General features: G+C 46.2%; 19 protein-coding genes. 7 read left to right on the top strand and 12 right to left on the bottom strand.

Annotated features, from left to right (window positions below):
• Nucleotides 1-3: 3 nt before the first annotated feature.
• Nucleotides 4-195 carry a hypothetical protein gene (locus LSG31_RS19565; RefSeq protein ID WP_347436714.1) on the bottom strand — a complete coding sequence of 64 codons (192 nt, stop codon included), beginning with the start codon at nt 193-195 and terminating at the stop codon, nt 4-6.
• 694 nt (nt 196-889) lie between these two features.
• Here LSG31_RS19565 and LSG31_RS19570 point away from each other — a divergent pair.
• Nucleotides 890-1,252, top strand: a complete 363-nt coding sequence (locus LSG31_RS19570) for a hypothetical protein (RefSeq protein WP_347436715.1) — start codon at nt 890-892, stop codon at nt 1,250-1,252.
• Nucleotides 1,253-1,369: 117 nt separating this feature from the next.
• On the opposite strand, the gene LSG31_RS19575 is transcribed toward LSG31_RS19570, so the two are convergent.
• A complete protein-coding gene (locus LSG31_RS19575; protein ID WP_347436716.1) occupies nt 1,370-1,660 on the bottom strand; it encodes a DUF5316 domain-containing protein in 291 nt (96 codons plus the stop codon).
• Nucleotides 1,661-2,002: 342 nt separating this feature from the next.
• On the opposite strand from LSG31_RS19575, the gene LSG31_RS19580 reads away from it, so the two are divergent.
• The 3 genes from LSG31_RS19580 to LSG31_RS19590 all read left to right on the top strand — a co-directional run bounded on the left by LSG31_RS19580 (nt 2,003) and on the right by LSG31_RS19590 (nt 5,777).
• Nucleotides 2,003-4,210: a heavy metal translocating P-type ATPase gene (locus LSG31_RS19580; RefSeq protein WP_347436717.1), complete on the top strand. Its 2,208-nt coding sequence runs from the start codon at nt 2,003-2,005 to the stop codon at nt 4,208-4,210.
• 29 nt (nt 4,211-4,239) lie between these two features.
• Nucleotides 4,240-4,536 (top strand): metal-sensitive transcriptional regulator, encoded by a 297-nt coding sequence (locus LSG31_RS19585; RefSeq protein WP_347436718.1) that lies wholly within the window; start codon nt 4,240-4,242, stop codon nt 4,534-4,536.
• Between the two features lie 338 nt (nt 4,537-4,874).
• Entirely contained in the window at nt 4,875-5,777 is a 903-nt protein-coding gene (locus LSG31_RS19590) for an MFS transporter (RefSeq protein ID WP_347436719.1), read from the top strand.
• A 451-nt stretch (nt 5,778-6,228) separates the two neighbouring features.
• Here LSG31_RS19590 and LSG31_RS19595 read toward each other — a convergent pair whose 3' ends face one another.
• From LSG31_RS19595 to LSG31_RS19625, 7 genes are all read right to left on the bottom strand, one after another.
• On the bottom strand, nt 6,229-7,140 hold the full coding sequence (locus LSG31_RS19595; RefSeq protein WP_347436720.1) for an ArsA family ATPase: 912 nt from the start codon (nt 7,138-7,140) through the stop codon (nt 6,229-6,231).
• Nucleotides 7,124-7,999 (bottom strand): ArsA family ATPase, encoded by an 876-nt coding sequence (locus tag LSG31_RS19600; RefSeq protein ID WP_347436721.1) that lies wholly within the window; start codon nt 7,997-7,999, stop codon nt 7,124-7,126. The genes LSG31_RS19595 and LSG31_RS19600 overlap by 17 nt, the downstream gene beginning before the upstream one ends.
• Nucleotides 8,000-8,004: 5 nt before the next feature.
• Complete coding sequence (gene arsD / locus LSG31_RS19605; protein WP_347436722.1) at nt 8,005-8,301, bottom strand: arsenite efflux transporter metallochaperone ArsD; 297 nt, start codon at nt 8,299-8,301, stop codon at nt 8,005-8,007.
• 98 nt (nt 8,302-8,399) lie between these two features.
• Nucleotides 8,400-8,675 (bottom strand): carboxymuconolactone decarboxylase family protein, encoded by a 276-nt coding sequence (locus LSG31_RS19610; protein WP_347436723.1) that lies wholly within the window; start codon nt 8,673-8,675, stop codon nt 8,400-8,402.
• 114 nt (nt 8,676-8,789) lie between these two features.
• Nucleotides 8,790-9,221 carry an arsenate reductase (thioredoxin) gene (gene arsC, locus LSG31_RS19615; protein WP_347436724.1) on the bottom strand — a complete coding sequence of 144 codons (432 nt, stop codon included), beginning with the start codon at nt 9,219-9,221 and terminating at the stop codon, nt 8,790-8,792.
• 112 nt (nt 9,222-9,333) lie between these two features.
• Complete coding sequence (locus LSG31_RS19620; protein ID WP_347436725.1) at nt 9,334-10,635, bottom strand: arsenic transporter; 1,302 nt, start codon at nt 10,633-10,635, stop codon at nt 9,334-9,336.
• A gap of 20 nt (nt 10,636-10,655) precedes the next feature.
• The gene (locus LSG31_RS19625) at nt 10,656-10,979 is read right to left on the bottom strand and encodes an ArsR/SmtB family transcription factor (RefSeq protein ID WP_347436726.1); all 324 of its coding nucleotides are present in this window, start codon (nt 10,977-10,979) and stop codon (nt 10,656-10,658) included.
• Between the two features lie 238 nt (nt 10,980-11,217).
• Between LSG31_RS19625 and LSG31_RS19630 the strand changes: the two genes are divergently transcribed.
• A complete protein-coding gene (locus tag LSG31_RS19630; RefSeq protein ID WP_347436727.1) occupies nt 11,218-12,477 on the top strand; it encodes a YncE family protein in 1,260 nt (419 codons plus the stop codon).
• A gap of 75 nt (nt 12,478-12,552) precedes the next feature.
• On the opposite strand, the gene LSG31_RS19635 is transcribed toward LSG31_RS19630, so the two are convergent.
• A complete protein-coding gene (locus LSG31_RS19635) occupies nt 12,553-12,771 on the bottom strand; it encodes a tautomerase family protein (protein ID WP_488349832.1) in 219 nt (72 codons plus the stop codon).
• A 125-nt stretch (nt 12,772-12,896) separates the two neighbouring features.
• On the bottom strand, nt 12,897-13,196 hold the full coding sequence (locus LSG31_RS19640; RefSeq protein WP_347436728.1) for a hypothetical protein: 300 nt from the start codon (nt 13,194-13,196) through the stop codon (nt 12,897-12,899).
• Nucleotides 13,197-13,327: 131 nt separating this feature from the next.
• On the opposite strand from LSG31_RS19640, the gene pdxR reads away from it, so the two are divergent.
• Nucleotides 13,328-14,722: a MocR-like pyridoxine biosynthesis transcription factor PdxR gene (pdxR, locus tag LSG31_RS19645; RefSeq protein ID WP_347436729.1), complete on the top strand. Its 1,395-nt coding sequence runs from the start codon at nt 13,328-13,330 to the stop codon at nt 14,720-14,722.
• 28 nt (nt 14,723-14,750) lie between these two features.
• Here pdxR and LSG31_RS19650 read toward each other — a convergent pair whose 3' ends face one another.
• Nucleotides 14,751-15,338, bottom strand: coding sequence for a chorismate mutase family protein (locus LSG31_RS19650; protein WP_347436730.1), 588 nt, complete (start codon nt 15,336-15,338; stop codon nt 14,751-14,753).
• Nucleotides 15,339-15,556: 218 nt separating this feature from the next.
• On the opposite strand from LSG31_RS19650, the gene LSG31_RS19655 reads away from it, so the two are divergent.
• Entirely contained in the window at nt 15,557-16,084 is a 528-nt protein-coding gene (locus LSG31_RS19655) for a DUF1003 domain-containing protein (RefSeq protein WP_347436731.1), read from the top strand.
• The last annotated feature ends 68 nt before the right edge of the window (nt 16,085-16,152 follow it).

The following is a 16,152-nucleotide window of genomic DNA, read 5'->3' on the forward strand; positions in this document are numbered from 1 at the left end:
GTATTAAATCCCATTTCTGTTCGGATTACCCATCTCCAAATCTTCTATCGTTTTCTCATGGACTGATGAAAGATTGGTTATTGCAAATCCTGTCAGCAATGCAACACCAAGTACGGAAGCCATGCCTGAGATTTCCCGAAGTCGAACAAACCATTCTGCCCACTTTTTTTCTTCTTGTTTTGTGAAATCTGCCATTGCCATTCTCTCCCTTTAAGTCGGCATAAAAAAGAAAAATACAAACAAAGCCAGTGCTGTCACAAGCAAAATCGTATCATGAAGCAAATCCTTTTTTTTTAAAGAATGGGTTTGATTGGATTCCATTGGAGTCACCTCAATAAAAGAAGTAAAAAGCGGTTTATTTGATGATATTGTCAATGATCCCCATGCGCCCATATCCAAAATTCATGCCGTTTTGTCCAATCGCAATCCGATATGATCACGATGGCAGCAAATCTGCTTCATCATATGCGAATCCATGGCGCCTTGACTCGACAAAGACCCCAATTAATTATAATTTGCCAAGTAACTCACTTTTTTGCCAAATGATCTTCGTTCGAGCCTGACCATTTGTCGGCATACAATTCCCTTTCATCCTAATCAATAGACATTCCCATCCAGGAGAATCGTTGATTCAATTGAAAATCGGCTTGAGTTCCATCGATTGGATGCGGTAACTGCCGCCCTTTGCCGCGAAAACAACCGTACAATCATACTGCTTTTTTGCACCCGTACTCGCCGTTGTCGTCACGATGACTGTTTGCGGTTTTCCGCCGGTTGCCTTTCATGTGATTTCATATGCATACATATCTTCATTTGTTTCCATTCATGTGTAACATCCTGATCATCGCGAACGTCTATTCTATAGAAAATTCTTTAAGCAAAGAAGGTGATGTTAATAAAAAAAGCCAACTGCTTTGGCTTCAGTCGTATTCTTGGGGATATTACTTGTCAGATGCAGTTCGAACATGGAGAAAATACATCGTTAAAAACATATCCGGATTTTCTCAAGACAAGAGGAAAAGATGTGAAAGGAGTTTTTACTTTGTCTAAGAAAAATGAAGCACATGAATATACAATAAAAGGAATTTCAATCTCATGCCCAATTTGCAAACACGATAAATTTTGGGAAGGAAAGGCACAATTAAACACCGCAGCCGCAACATTTTTCGATTTTGATTGGTTAAATAAACAAGTGCTGACGTTATCATGCGATCAATGCAGCCATATTTTATGGTTTGACCAAGAACGATAAATCATAGAATTGCTGCCCCAGCCCCCCTCCTCACCATGAGAAGGGGGAAAAGCAAAATGTTTTGTATTCATCTAACGCAATATACCATCGCCTTGATTCAGAATCGATACTGACTCGTCAACGAATGGAAAAAAATACAATTAACGCGGAAAGTATGCTGGGAAGTCCAACAAGAAAGCAATTGGTAGCCCATCTAAACCGCCTTTGCCGCCCTTCAGAGTCCTCCATAAAATAGTTTGCCCGCATACGGTCACCACTAAGAAACACTCCTGAAAAGATTCCGGCTAACCCCCATAATACAACACCGAACACTAAGGAGATGTCGATATCATATTTCCAATTTCGAGTTGCTGCTGCTATCAACAAACCAACAATTGCAATACCAAAGCCTATAGCAAGAGATTTCATACAGGTCTCTTCACCGCTTGAATGACAGCGGAAACGATGTAATCTTCCATTTGCCCCAGGTATCCAATCCTAATAGAAATTGTCTGTCTCATGATCCACAATCGCCCTCTTCGTAAATTATTTTTGAAGAATATCATAGTCATAAAGTCGAAGAAAGACTCATTTGAACTATTTCATGTGAAAGCGGTGTCAATACTGTTATTTTTTGTTTATTCAATTTCTCAATTTCATTGACACTAATAGGGGGTATATGTGTATAATTATGTAGAATAAATCATACATGCAGGGGGTATGGGTGTTGGAATAATTCACTTTTTATCAACCGAAAGGCGGTGATTCTTTATGAGTAAACTCCATCTCAAGGTGGGAGGCATGCACTGCTCACTATGCACTCAATCCGTTCAGCGTGCACTTGTCCGATTGGACGGCGTTTCGGATGCGCAAGTCAGTCTCGCACACCAGGAAGTTCTCATTGACTACGATCCAGGTCGAGTACGAATCGATACGATGACACAAACGTTATATCAGCTCGGGTACACATCGAGAGAGCCGAATCGTGCGGATGTTTTCGCGGTGGAAAAGCAGGAACTAAACAATGCCCGGCGTACCGCCATTCACGTTGGTATTCTGGTTGCCCTTGCCACGATATGGATGGTTCTGCGCTTTTGGCTAGGACATTCCATGATATTTGATGTTGGGCAGGCGGCTTTCGCCATCATCTCTACATTGGGGCCCGCATCTTTTGTCTTCCGTAATGCTTTTCAATCGGTCCGCCGTGGGATCGTAAACCAAGACGTTTTGGCGGCAGCGGCAGCAGCGGCCGGACTCGTCGGTGGTGCTCTCGGATTGATTTGGCCGGCCTTCCCGTCGTCAGCTTTCTTTGGGGCTACGACGTTTGTGCTCGCCTTCCACGGTGTGGGTGGTTTTGCATCGGTTCTGGTTCATGTGCGTGCATCACAATCCGTTCAAAAACTCTTGTCGCTCCAACCGGCAACAGCAACTCGACTGGATCCAACCGGTTGTGAAGAAATGGTTCCGGTGGACAGCCTGGCGCTTGCTGACCACGTTCGGGTTCGACCTGGTGAACGCATTCCTGTCGACGGGAAAATCGTCCAAGGTGTGTCATCGGTGGATCAACAGCTTGTCACAGGCGAGCCCTTGCCAGTAGATACTCAGCCTGGCGACGAAGTGATTGGAGGATCCTTGAATGGAAACGGAAGCCTCATCATCGAGGTTACCCGGATTGGCGAAGATTCATTTCTCCAGCGAGTGGCAAACCAAGTTACAGAAGCGCGTGTGATGAAACCGGGAATCCTCCGGCTCGTGGACAGAATCTTGAATATCTATGTTCCGACCGTATTGATACTGGCACTTATCGGTGGGCTTTTATGGGTTGTCGCCAGTTGGGTATTCGAAGGTCACCCACTCTGGGTGCGAGCGGGTTTTACAGTCCTCAGCGTGCTTGTCATGGGTTATCCATGTGCGCTTGGCATGGCAACACCCTTGGCGATCATTCGGGCAAGTGGTGAGGCGGCGGAACGAGGAATCCTGATGCGCTCCGGGGAAGCCTTCCAAGTCTTCCGGCTCGTGGACACGATCGTATTCGATAAGACTGGTACGTTAACGGAAGGGAAACCACAACTGGCATCCGTATGGACATTAAATGGCGATGAGGATACTGTACTTAGCTTGGCGGCTTCTGCCGATTGGGCATCCGAACATCCCGTTGCAAAGGCGATTGTTTCAGCGGCAAAGGAACAGGGATTACCCATTCAGTCAATGAATCACTTCCATGCTCTTCCGGGTCGAGGCATCGAAGCCCGAATAGAAGATCAGGAAGTGCTGATTGGCACGGAGCGGCTGATGACAGAGCGCGGGCTGAATGATTTGAAAGAGGCTCGGGAGTGGATAGCAGAACAGCAGTGGCATGGTCGCACGATCGTATTTGTAGCATATAACGGGAAGGTTGCCGGTGCGATCTCCGTTTCGGATCGCATAAAACCGGATGCAAAATCAGTTCTTGCTTCGTTGAAGAAATTAAAAATTTCAGCTATCCTAGCAACTGGCGATCACCAGCAAGCAGCCAGTGCAGTTGCAGAGGAACTCGGTATTACGGATGTTCATGCACAGTTGCTTCCGGAAGATAAGCTCTCGTTCGTTCGACAACTGCAAAGAGAAGGCCGCCGAGTCGCTTTCATCGGCGACGGGATCAACGACGCCCCCTCTCTGATGCAGGCCGATGTGGGAATTGCCATTGGCACTGGGACAGATATTGCCATCGATGCTGCCGACGTTGTACTTCCGGGACAGCGACTCAAAGCTGTGTTGGAAGCACATATCTTGGCACGAACCAGCTACGCCATGACGGTTCGTAATGTATTACTCGCATTGTCAGTGAACGGAATTGGCGTTGTAGCCTCATTGTCAGGTTTCGTTCACCCTTTATGGGCCATGTTGGCGATGGCTTTCTCGCTGGTTGTGGTACTTGGCCACACGTTGTTCAGCCGATTCGCTCTGGGAGAACCACAAAACCCTGCCAATCTTTCTTGACACACTAAAAAACGATAGGAGTTGTGAACATGCAAGAACTGCCAATGATGGATGATTTCGAGCGCAAGGAACGGATCGAAAAATGCGCTCGCAGACTGTCCGTGATCGAAGGGCAAGTACGGGGCGTCAAACGGATGATTGAAGAAGATACATCGAACTGCGTCGCTATACTCACGCAGATTTCCAGTATCCACGAAGCACTGCGAAGTGTCGGAAAAGAGGTCATGCGCAAGTACCTGCAAACATGTGCCACGAATGCTATAAAAAACGGATCGGATGAAGTGTACGATGATCTGATGGATGTCATTTATAAATACGCAAAGTGAGGGGATTCTTATGGGATTTTTTGATCGATTGTTCAAAAAAGAAAGCCAGAAAGCAATGCACGAAATGACAGTTCCGGAAGGGATGGAAAGTGTTCTTCTCAAAGGAATCGGCATGCATTGAATGCATGCGTGTAAGCCCTCGGTCGAGGGTGCGCTAAAGAAAATATCCGGCGTCTATCGCTTTCAGGTCGAGATTCCGCCAAAGGATCATGCCTGGGTTATCTTTGACCCACAAAAAGCAACCATTGATGATATGAAATCAGCAATTGAAAAAGCCGGATACCACGTTCAGGATGTGATACCCGATTATCGGCCTGAATGATAAGGAGGAATATGTGGTGCCTAATGTTCGTTCGCAAAGTGATCCAAGAATCCGCCTTCTTTGGGTTCTCTCGGCAGCGACCTTCCTGATCTTCTTTCAGGCTTTCATGGTCGCTCCACTCATCCCACATCTTGCGAGTTTTTTCAATGTTTCGGTTGGAACCATCGGGTTGATCGTTCCAGCTTACTTACTCCCATATGGAGCGACAACACTCGTTTACGGTCCACTTTCCGATCGTTTGGGGCGACGTACTATTATTCTCGCATCGTTTGCCGGATTCATTTTATTTACCGGGTTCACGGCACTCGCCGATTCTGCAGCTGCTTTATTCTGGCTGCGTCTGATTACGGGACTTGTTGCCAGTGGTGTAGTGCCGATTGCGTTGGCTCTTGTCGGCGACCACTTTGACTACAAAGAACGTGGGCGTGCGCTCGGGTGGCTGTTCGGAGCAATGGCTGGCGGGATGGCGTTTGGTTCAACACTGGGAGCCGTTCTTGAACCTTTCCTTACATGGCAAGGGCTCTTTCTCGGTGTCGCTGTATTGTCGATCCTGGTTTTCATCACATTGATACCGTTCCAAACAATGTTGGATCAACGTGTGACGGTCAACGTTCCATCCACCCTTCGTCAGGTAGGAATGGGGCTGCTTATGTTACTGAAATCCAAACGTGGTGCTCGAACTTATACGTACGTTTTGTTTAACGGCATATTTCATTCGGGGGTCTTTACATGGCTCGGGTACTATTTTGCTAAGCGGTATGGTTTAGGTGATGTGGGCGTCGGACTTGCACTACTCGGTTATGGAATTCCCGGTTTTCTTTTCGGACCAGTCATTGGCCGCTTGGCCGATCGTATGGGAAGAAGTCATTTCATTCCAATCGGCTTCGTGATCGCAGGACTTTCAACCGCCAAAAAATAAGGACTATGTAGACATAATTCTACATAGTCCTCCATTCATTTCGCCTAAAACCTAAAATTAAACGTTTCATATAATTTTTCTTGACATATTAGCAACAACCCGTATTTCCTAACCAAACCAATCCAGCCCCAGTTCTTGTTTTCTGGTAATCAAGCACTAAAGATTCTGTAAAACTTACAACATTTTCAGCAATTGCTATCCGGACTCCATTGATTATATTCACAACATCCGTTTTATTGGGCTCTGCCAGAGCCACTCCCAGTTTAGGCTTCCCTCAACTGATGCCTGATGCATAGATGCGGATCACTTTTCCTTCATTCGCCTTTATAACACCTTGCAAATACTCTTTTGCCGCATCGGTAATATTCAATATGCACACCTCGTTCCTTAAAAATTAAGAAGTGTCGTCTAAAAATTAAATCAGACGCTTTTGCTCACTTTTTTTATAAGATCATTTCCGGATCAACAAATGCGAACACTCCAGCAATGCTTTTGCACCGATGATTTCATCCTCTTGATATTCAGCAACGGCTATCGCTTGCTGCGGATGATTCTGTTTCAACGCATGATAATGTTGCAATTGAATGTTCCGTCGTTTTCCGAATAATGGGCTGGTTTGAGCTTCTTCCGGCAATACCTGATTGACGATGACCGCCTGTGTCGGAATCTCCGCTGCTGCCAAATCCCCCATCGCCCGCTCCATCTCGGTAATCGGCGTAGTTTCCGCTAATGTGACAAACATCATGCTGGTTTTTACCGGATCTTGGAGCGTGCGAATCGCCTGTTGCATGCGAGCCATTTGCGCCTGATCAAGCGCTGCCGTTTCCGCAGTAAACGAGTCTTTGTTTTTCAGTTCCGTTTCGTAATCGAACGACAATGTCAGCAAACGGATCGTATGACCGGTCGGAGCCGTATCGAACACAACCACCTCATACGAATCATCGAGCAGAAAATCAAGGAATTCCTGAAATACCGCTACTTCCTCCGTACAGGGAGAATTGAGTTCTTCATTGACACGTTCCCATGTATCGCCAGTGCCAAACTGCTCTTGCACCTGTTTCAATACTCGCTCTTTATACTGCCAAAATGCCTGTTTTGGATCAATCCGCGCCAACCATAAATTGCTTTGTTGAAAACGTATAGGTTTCGCTGTTACTTCCACACCCAACACATTTCCTGTATGGGCTGCCGGATCAGTAGTTATCAGCAATGTACGCCGTCCTTGCTCTGTAGCGTATACGGCGATGGCACTGGACATGGTGGTTTTGCCTACGCCGCCTTTTCCAGCCAAAAAAATTCGTTTCGTCCGGCCAGCTTCAGGAAGGATTAAATCTTGAGGAAATTTTTCAAATGACAAAGACATCTTGTAAATCCCTCCCAACGGTACGAAGCATCTCAATCCCTTTCACTTCATCCGCATACAAAGGCATAAGTCCAACCGGACCATGAAACATTTGCTTTGCTTGTTCGATATGCGGCAGTTGCTTTTGCCATCTGCGGGCAGAATACGGATGATTGCGCTCTTCTTCCGGAATGACGCCATTGATAATCGCAACTTGATGCTTGATGTTCATATTTTGCAATTCTGAAGAAGAGCGGATCATTTCTTGAATTGGCATGGCAGATGCTTGTGTCACGAATACAAATGTTGTAAGCGTCCGATCTGTTAGCAGAAGGATGGCAGTATCATACTGTTCTTTCGAGGATGCCAATGCATCAACTCCGCCGATGCATGTCTGACCGCTGCCTTTCGCACTTTCCTCAATATGCGCACTCCAACTTCCCGGCAGTTCCAGTAAACGAAGCGTATGGCCCGTCGGCGCCGTATCAAAAATCACATACTCATACTGCGGTTTATGCATACAAGCGATAAATTGATCAAATGTAGCGATTTCCTCGGTACAAGGGCCACTCATTTTTTCCTCGATGGAACGCAACATATCTTCCGGAAAAACATCCCGCAATGGCGAAAGTGCCCGCTCCTTGTATTGACGCAACGATTCTTGCGGGCTGATTTCTTGCACGTGTAAATGTTCAACGCCATCGACCGCCCGTACATCCAATCCAAAGTCTTGCCCAAATACGTCGCCCAGGTTCGATGCCGGATCGGTCGTAACCAGCAAAGTCTCAAATCCACGGCTCGCCAGCAGCACTGCAGTTGCTGAGGAAAGAGAGGTTTTCCCAACCCCTCCCTTTCCGGAAAAGAAAATAAACTTTGTCATGTTATTCACTCCTCGGGAAGCTCAAAATCACGGAGTTCCGGATATTTGCCGGCCAGCCGCACTTCCCCTTCGACAACAAGGATCGGCAACGCTTTGGGGCCGTCTTTTAGCAATGTTTGGTATACTTTCGGATTTGCACTGAATGCCTGCGGATTTCGGCTTAACATATAACGTTGCACCGAGTGTCCTTGGTTTTTTAACGTTTCCACCAATTCTCCCACACGGATCAGTTCCGGATCTGGAGAGGGCCCGCAAATCCCGGTGGAGCAACACATTTCCGGATCAAAAATTTCAATTTCCATGAAGATCTGCCTCCCTGTATTGACATGCAAGCTCTGATGGTCAAACCTATTTGCGATTCAATCTGTGACTGGCAAACGAAATATTTCTCACGAAAGAATTAACAGCAGCCATCCGGCCCACAGCAACATGCCCCATCGCCAGAAGCTAAAACGTTCAATTCCACTTGTTTCTCCTTGATCAATTCCTCTGCCATTGCATCCACTTGCAATGCCGCGGATAATTTTTGTGTACGGACGATTGAAAAAATTTGTTGAAACTCCTCTTCTGTCACACCATTCTGTTTCGCCTCGCGAATGCTGGTTTCCAAAGATGCCGGATGTTGCAGCGCAAGTGCAACGGCAACTTTCAACATGTGTGTGGTTGTATTCTCCATATTGAACCTTCCTCTCCCATATATTTTGTTATCACACGCCTTGATTGAACGATAGCACCGTAGTCATGCATATAGTTCTTTTCGAAAATCGTTCTTTTCGAAAACCGGATCCCGTTACATGTCCTTTTGTTCCTCAGCAAATTGCTTGATGCGGTCTTCGATTTGATCACGCACCCGTTGAAAGACCGCCCACTTTTCTTCGTCCGTTCCCGTCGCTTTTGCCGGATCGTCAAATCCCCAATGGAAACGGGTCACATGCGGCGGTGTAATCGGGCATCTGTCATTCGCATCGCCGCACAGTGTGATCACATACTTGGCTTGATCTAACAATTCCGGATCAATGATTTCGGATGTTTGCTTGGAAATGTCAATGCCTTTCTCTGCCATTGCTTTCACGGCATTCGGATTTAATCCGTGTGCCTCAATACCTGCGCTGTATACATGAAACTGATCTCCCAGAAATTTTTTTCCAAATCCTTCTGCCATCTGGCTGCGGCACGAATTTCCCGTACATAGAAAGTAGATAATCGGTTTGTTCGTTGTCATATTTTAGCCCCCACTGTTTCATTCAGAATTTAATTGAATACTCGAGATAAGATCTAAAGGTTGACTGCGTTACTTTAAAAGCAGAACATGGATCACTCGTGTGCACACTGAGTTAATACAATACGTGGAACCATACATACAGACCCGTCAACGTAATCAACAAAGTGGGAACCGTCAGCAGGATCCCTGTTTTAAAATAATATCCCCACGTAATTTTGACATCTTTTTTTGCCAAAACGTGTAGCCATAACAGAGTCGCCAAGGAACCGATGGGAGTGATCTTCGGCCCCAAATCGCTGCCGATCACATTCGCATATACCAAGGCATTTTGAATCGCCCCTGTCATCAGGGTTCCTTTGATTGCCAATGCGTCAATCATGACGGTCGGCATATTGTTCATGACGGATGACAAAATGGCAGCCAGAAATCCCATCCCGACCGTTGCGGCAAATTGTCCCTGCTGGCTCATCCATGTGATCAGTTGGCCGAGAAGATCGGTTAAACCGACATTTTTCAACCCATAGACGACCACATACATGCCGATGGAAAAGATCACGACTGTCCATGGAGCTTCTTTTACCACTCGTCGGGTGTGAATTGCGGGGCTTTTGCGGGCAGCGAGCAGAAATACGACGGCAGCAAGACCGGCGATGATCGACACCGGGATATGCAAGAATTGGCTGATCAAATATCCAACGAGAAGCACCAAGAGTATCAGCCAAGATAAGCGAAACAATCGGATATCCCGAATGGCTTCACGCGGTTGTTTGAGCTGCTTCGGATCAAATTTTTCCGGAATCGAGCGGCGATAATACAGATACAAAACAAGCAAACTCGCACCTAATGAGAATAGATCCGGTACGATCATATGCTTGGCATATTCCACAAACCCGATGCCGAAATAATCGGCAGATACAATGTTCACGAGGTTGCTGACGATCAACGGCAACGACGTCGTATCCGCAATGAAGCCGCTGGCCATGACGAACGGCAAGATCCGCTTGTCGTCGAATTTTAGCGCTCGTACTTGTGCCAACACGATCGGCGTAATGATGAGCGCTGCGCCGTCATTCGCAAAAAATGCGGCTACGACTGTTCCAAGCAACACGATATACACAAACATCAGGTGGCCGCTTCCCCGTGCAAGGCGTGCCATATGTAAGGCAGACCATTCAAAAAAACCGGCTTCATCCAGGATGATAGAGATCAGAATAATCGCTACAAATGCCAGCGTCGCATCCCAGACGATTTTTGTAACGGTCCACACATCACCGATGTGTACCACTCCAACCAACAGTGCGAGGATCGCGCCAATCGTTGCCGGCCAGCCAATGGACAAACCGCGCGGTTGCCAAATCACTACGATCAATGTCAAGATAAATACGAGAATCGCCAATAATGTAAGGCTTGTCATTGTTGTAGAATCACCTCCTTTCAGTCACAGTTGACCAACAGTCCACGAGCTTTCAGTGATTCCAATTCTTCCGACAAATCCGGCAGCGATTGCAACGCTGTACCGATGGAAGCGAGCTTTTCCTGATTGAGCGAGTAGAAGACCCACTGTCCCCGCCGCATTTCTCGAACAAAGCCGGAAACCTTTAAACGGTTTAGATGTTTGGAGATGGCAGGCTGTGAAATGCCGAAGATGGGAACCAACTCGCAAACGCAAAAATCACGCAATTTCAAAAGCGCAACAATCTTCAAACGAGTAGGATCCGCAAGAGCTTTTAGATCATTTGCCAATGTTTCAAATACCATAACGCCCCTCCTTGTTACTATATTATATTTATATATGTATATAACCATATCATTATTTTATTGTCAAATAAAAACAAGCATCAACTCAACAATCGCAATCGTTACATTTATTTCGCCGGGAACCTCCTCCATACCAAAAGTTGGAGGCATATGAAAACAATCGCAGGATTTGATTCCGTGCAACAAAATTGCATGTCAATTCGTCAAATTGTATATAGCATAAAAAAGGCGTGATGATATGAGATTTTTGCGAAGAATCGGAATTGGCGTTGCCGCAATTGTATTGGCTTTTTTTGCTTCCGGTTGCGGGTCACAAAGATCAGAAAACTCCTCAACTCTCGAATGGAACGGCGTTCGTGCAACGATTCGGCCGTTATCAAAAGGCGTGAACCGAAATGTCTTGTGGTCCCCCTCCGGCAATCGTTTTTGTTACTTCAGTCCGGAAACACAGTCATTTCAGATCGGAACTGTGAAACCTTTTTCCATTGAATCGGTTCGATTGCCCAATCAACGGCATATTGTCGCATTGACGGATGAGTCGGCCATTGTGGCCTCAAACGAGGATGACCGGAATTGGATCTATCCCTTGACAAAAACGGGGATCGGCAAACCGACGGCATGGAGAGCGGCAACCGATCCATGGCAGGAATGGGCAGATACTCAACAGGGTCCGGGGGGAATACTAGTCGGAGGCTATTCACCCAAATCACTGGAACTTGAATTGGATAACGGGGAGCATATACCTCTAAATGGCGAAGATGCGATTCTATCCATGGATCGAAAATATGGAGCTGTGGTGTCCTCCCATCGTCTAAGACGACCGGTGCATTCAAGCGGTGACACCATGATGCCGGCCGAACACCAGCCATTTGATCCTTTGAAACCGATCGTCGTGTGGAATTTTTCCGCAACAGGCGGTCCGAGGAAACAAACGGTCTTACAGCTTCCCAAAATTGACCTGCCGAATCTTGCCGGACAGCGAAAAGAAGTTCCTGGCGGCATCGGCATCTCCTTCTCTCCCGACGACAAGCATGTTTTCGTCAGTGTCAATACGGGCGGCAATGGGTCAAAATTAACCGGCGAATCGTTCCTTTTTGATGCATCTACCGGGCATTTGATGAGCAAAATCCCGTATGGAAATGGAATGCAATGGTCGGCGGATGGGACAAGTATCTGGGTCAATGCAGATCAACCGCAAGGTACAGGCGAGGACAAATTGGTGACACTTGATGGCCGAATGGTCAATACTTGGAAAGATGTTTACGGCCGTCCGGCATGGGTTTTGAAAAATGCTACATTTTTGATGTCGAATGCCAATAGGCAGCTTGGATTCACCGGTTGGGATCATTCCTTCCATCCGTTTCCGAATCTTCAGGCATTCGGTTATGCCAACGATCCTGTTGTCCCTTCACCAAATGGCCATTCCGGTTTGCTATTTTTGTATAACAATACCCCACAAATCGATTACGGGGCTGTTTTGGTGGAAATGATTCAGTAAAGATGGGGCATTAGATTCCAGCTTGCCAAGAAAAAAATAGAGCCGACAACTAACATTGTGAAATAAAAGCGGCACTCATTCCGTTCCCATCTTTCCGAACCCCTTGCCAAATTTTATGGAGTGAAGTGTACCGTCTGTAGCCCAATTTTCTCTTTCGTATTCATCGAAAACTACTGTAACCCATTCTTCTTTGACGTTTAGTATTTGCCCTGCAACTTTTGTTATTGCTTCAACGAACTGCTGTTTTTGTTCCACAGTTCGTCCTTTCGCAATCTTCACGTTAATAAAAGGCATCAAACATCCCCTCCCAAGTTTTAAATCGTTGCATGTTCATATCGTGTATGCCTTGCTTCAGTTATACTTGGAAATCATTGTATCACAATAAAGATTGAGCGCAATAGCTTAATGCCTTGCCTCCGTTATCGCAATGATGGCAATCGAATGGCATAGAGCCCGCATCCCAGCAAGAGCCAAAACACCCCTGTCAGAATGCCTGACCCTCCCACCGGTATCAACAATCCCAAAAGAATCTCAAGGATCGCCGCCAATACAAATGAGATCATAACGGCCGGACCCGCTTTCCCGACTGCCACTCCACTCAACACGAAGATCCCTGCCCCGACCATGGCACCGATACCAAGAGCAGTTGCTTCTTTCCAACCCAGCCTTCGTTTCAGCTCCGTCATGCCACTCTTTCGATACGCGTCTTTGTATTCCATATCAATCAAGTCCTCCCTTTTCGCAAATTCACTTGCAATATCCTGGGATTTACAATACCATTGCAAATGGATCTGCTGTAGTGCCAGTTATAATTGATTTTGACAGTACCACTTTTCGAGGTGATGATCGGATGCTCTGGTTGCCTATTGACAGAAGTTCCAACCTGCCATTGTTTCGCCAAGTATATAACGAAATACGAACAAAAATTTTACGTGGCGAGCTTTATGGAGGAGAACGTCTGCCAAGCACCCGGGAATTGGCATCGGAACTTCAGGTATCGAGAAATGTCATGTTGGAAGCCTTCGATTTGCTTTTTGCAGAAGGGTTTATTGAGTCGAGACAGGGATCAGGAACTTTCGTCACACACGGCGCACAACTCAATCAACAACATATACACGAACCATTGGCGGAACCTATGAAACTAAAACCAACGCGTGAACCGGATATCATTGATTTCCGTTCCGGTGTTCCTGCATTTGACTTCTTTCCACGCAAGCTGTGGGGACAACTTGCGTCCAAGGTCTGTGCGGAATTGCCCGAGACTGCCATGTGTTACGACAAACCGGAAGGTCGTCCGGAATTGAGACATGCATTAAGCAAGTACCTTCGCCGCATGAGAGGCGTTGTCTGTCATCCTGACCAAATCGTGATTACCGCTGGAACTACACAGGCGTTATCAATCGTTGCAAAACTGCTTTCCACCGAAAAGCAAGAAGTGATCGCGGAAGATCCGATTACGCATGAAGTGCAAACCATTTTTTCTTCACATGGCTGTCACTTGCAACCAATATCTGTGGATGCAGACGGGATGCAGACGGAACAAATCCATTCTGCAAGCAAACCGGCCTTCGTTTATGTCACGCCATCACATCAATTTCCACTTGGCGGGACGCTTCCCGTCAAACGACGGATCGACCTGATCCGATTCGCAAGATCGGCAAATTGTTGTATCGTGGAGGACGACTATGACAGTGAATACCGCTATGAAGGGCCACCCATCAGTTCCCTGCAAGGCCTGGATCCGGAACGTGTGGTATACCTTGGCACTTTCAGTAAAACCGTGCTTCCCTCTCTTCGCATCGGATTTATGGTTTTGCCTTGGGATTTCATCGAGCAAGTTCGGAATTTAAAATGGTTGGCCGATCTTCATACGCCGTCCATTGACCAACTGATCCTGGCCCGATTTATTGAAGAAGGTCATTTGGAACGTCATATCTTCAAAATGAAAAAGATATATCGCAAACGCCGGAATTTCTTGATCGACTCCTTGAATCGGCACTTCTCTGACAAGGTACACATTCTGGGACACTCCACCGGTCTTCATCTGATCGCTGAATTTTCGGATGTGGAATTCACGCCACAAATGCTGGAAAAAATCGAACAAAGCGGTACTCGGGTGTACCCGGTTGAAACACATGCGATCCAGAAAGGGCGTCACAAAAACCAGGTGATTTTGGGGTACGGGAATTTGACAGAAGAAAAGATTGAGGAAGGGATTCAAAGGCTGCATGAGAGAATCCCTTAAACGAAATGGAAACCACGCGAATGCGGTTTTAATCCAAGACCACAGTCTGGTCCAAAATCCGTTCCGGAGGGCGAGGATAATGGGGGACCGCATATGGCACAAGTTGAAATTTGTAGGGCGCCAAGTCATCCGGAAGTCGCGGACTGACCATATAAGCAAGGGAAGTCTGGTTTGTGTGCCCTTGCGAACGGTGAAATTGGATTTGCCTACCTTCAGTGGGTTCGACACTCAATAGCAACTGGACGTTTAACTCTAATGATTCGGACTCTTCGCTCGTGTAAATCTCCACGTAAACCAAACTGAAATCTGCGTACTGTTCCATATGTGTCATGTGGTAGGTGAAGCCATCCACACTGATCTTTTTCATCACCGGGATGATATCGAGCAAGTTTTGAGGCGATGCAGGATGACGAGGGGGGCGGCGCGGGTTATTCATTGCTGCAAACACAGACGAAATGACATTTCTATCGATGCTATATTCCTCACACCAACGATCGAATTGCTCCTTTGTCGGATACCCGTTTGTTCCCTTGCTTATGTGCAACCGTTCAGCAATGAGTTTCACCAATTTTTCGTCAATCGGTTCCAAACGGTGATCATATGGCACTCTCATCATGATGCTCAACCCCAATTCCTTATATGATTGTCGCACTCTCACTTATTGTACCAAATTTTAGTCCATCATTAAAATCTTTTTCGGACGCAACCAAATTTGCATTGCAATTTTCCCGCCGAGAAAGGATGGAAGATTGGAAATAGATTGGAAATGGAGTTGCAACAAACGCATCCTCCTGTTACTGTCTTAATAAAGATAGTACAAAATGAGGTGGATGTATGGATCATAAGATTAAAGGTTTCAAACACTTTGCGAATACACATGTCAAAGAACACGACGAACAACGAATGAACCGAATTGTCGAAGAGTACTCGAAACGGGTATTATTACATTTGGATGAAGAGTACAACAAGCAAACCAAATGGGGAGATCGTTTGGCAGATAAGATCGCACAGTTTGGCGGCAGTTGGAAATTTATTACGTATTTTGCTTCGATTCTTGTGGTATGGATGGTGTTTAACCTTTTGCCATTCACGAAACAATTCCATTTTGATGAACCTCCATTTATTTTGCTCAACTTGGTGTTATCCTTTTTGGCTGGATTCCAAGCACCGTTTATCATGATGAGCCAAAATCGTCAAGCCGCAAGAGATAAGCGAGAAGCAATTATCGACTTTGCGATTAACTATAAAGCGGAACAAGAAGTGGATGATACACAAGCACAGATTCACGAAATGAATCACCGTTTGGAACGAATTGAGAAGTTGCTCTTAGAGCAAAGAAGTTCCGGAAAAGATTTCTTCTAATGCCTTCACAATAAAGCCAACTGATCGATACTTACGTCTCAGATGGCTTTCCTTTGTCTTTCAATTAC

The sequence above is a fragment of the Fodinisporobacter ferrooxydans genome (assembly GCF_022818495.1).
In the GTDB taxonomy this organism is placed as follows: Bacteria; Bacillota; Bacilli; order Tumebacillales; family MYW30-H2; genus Fodinisporobacter; species Fodinisporobacter ferrooxydans.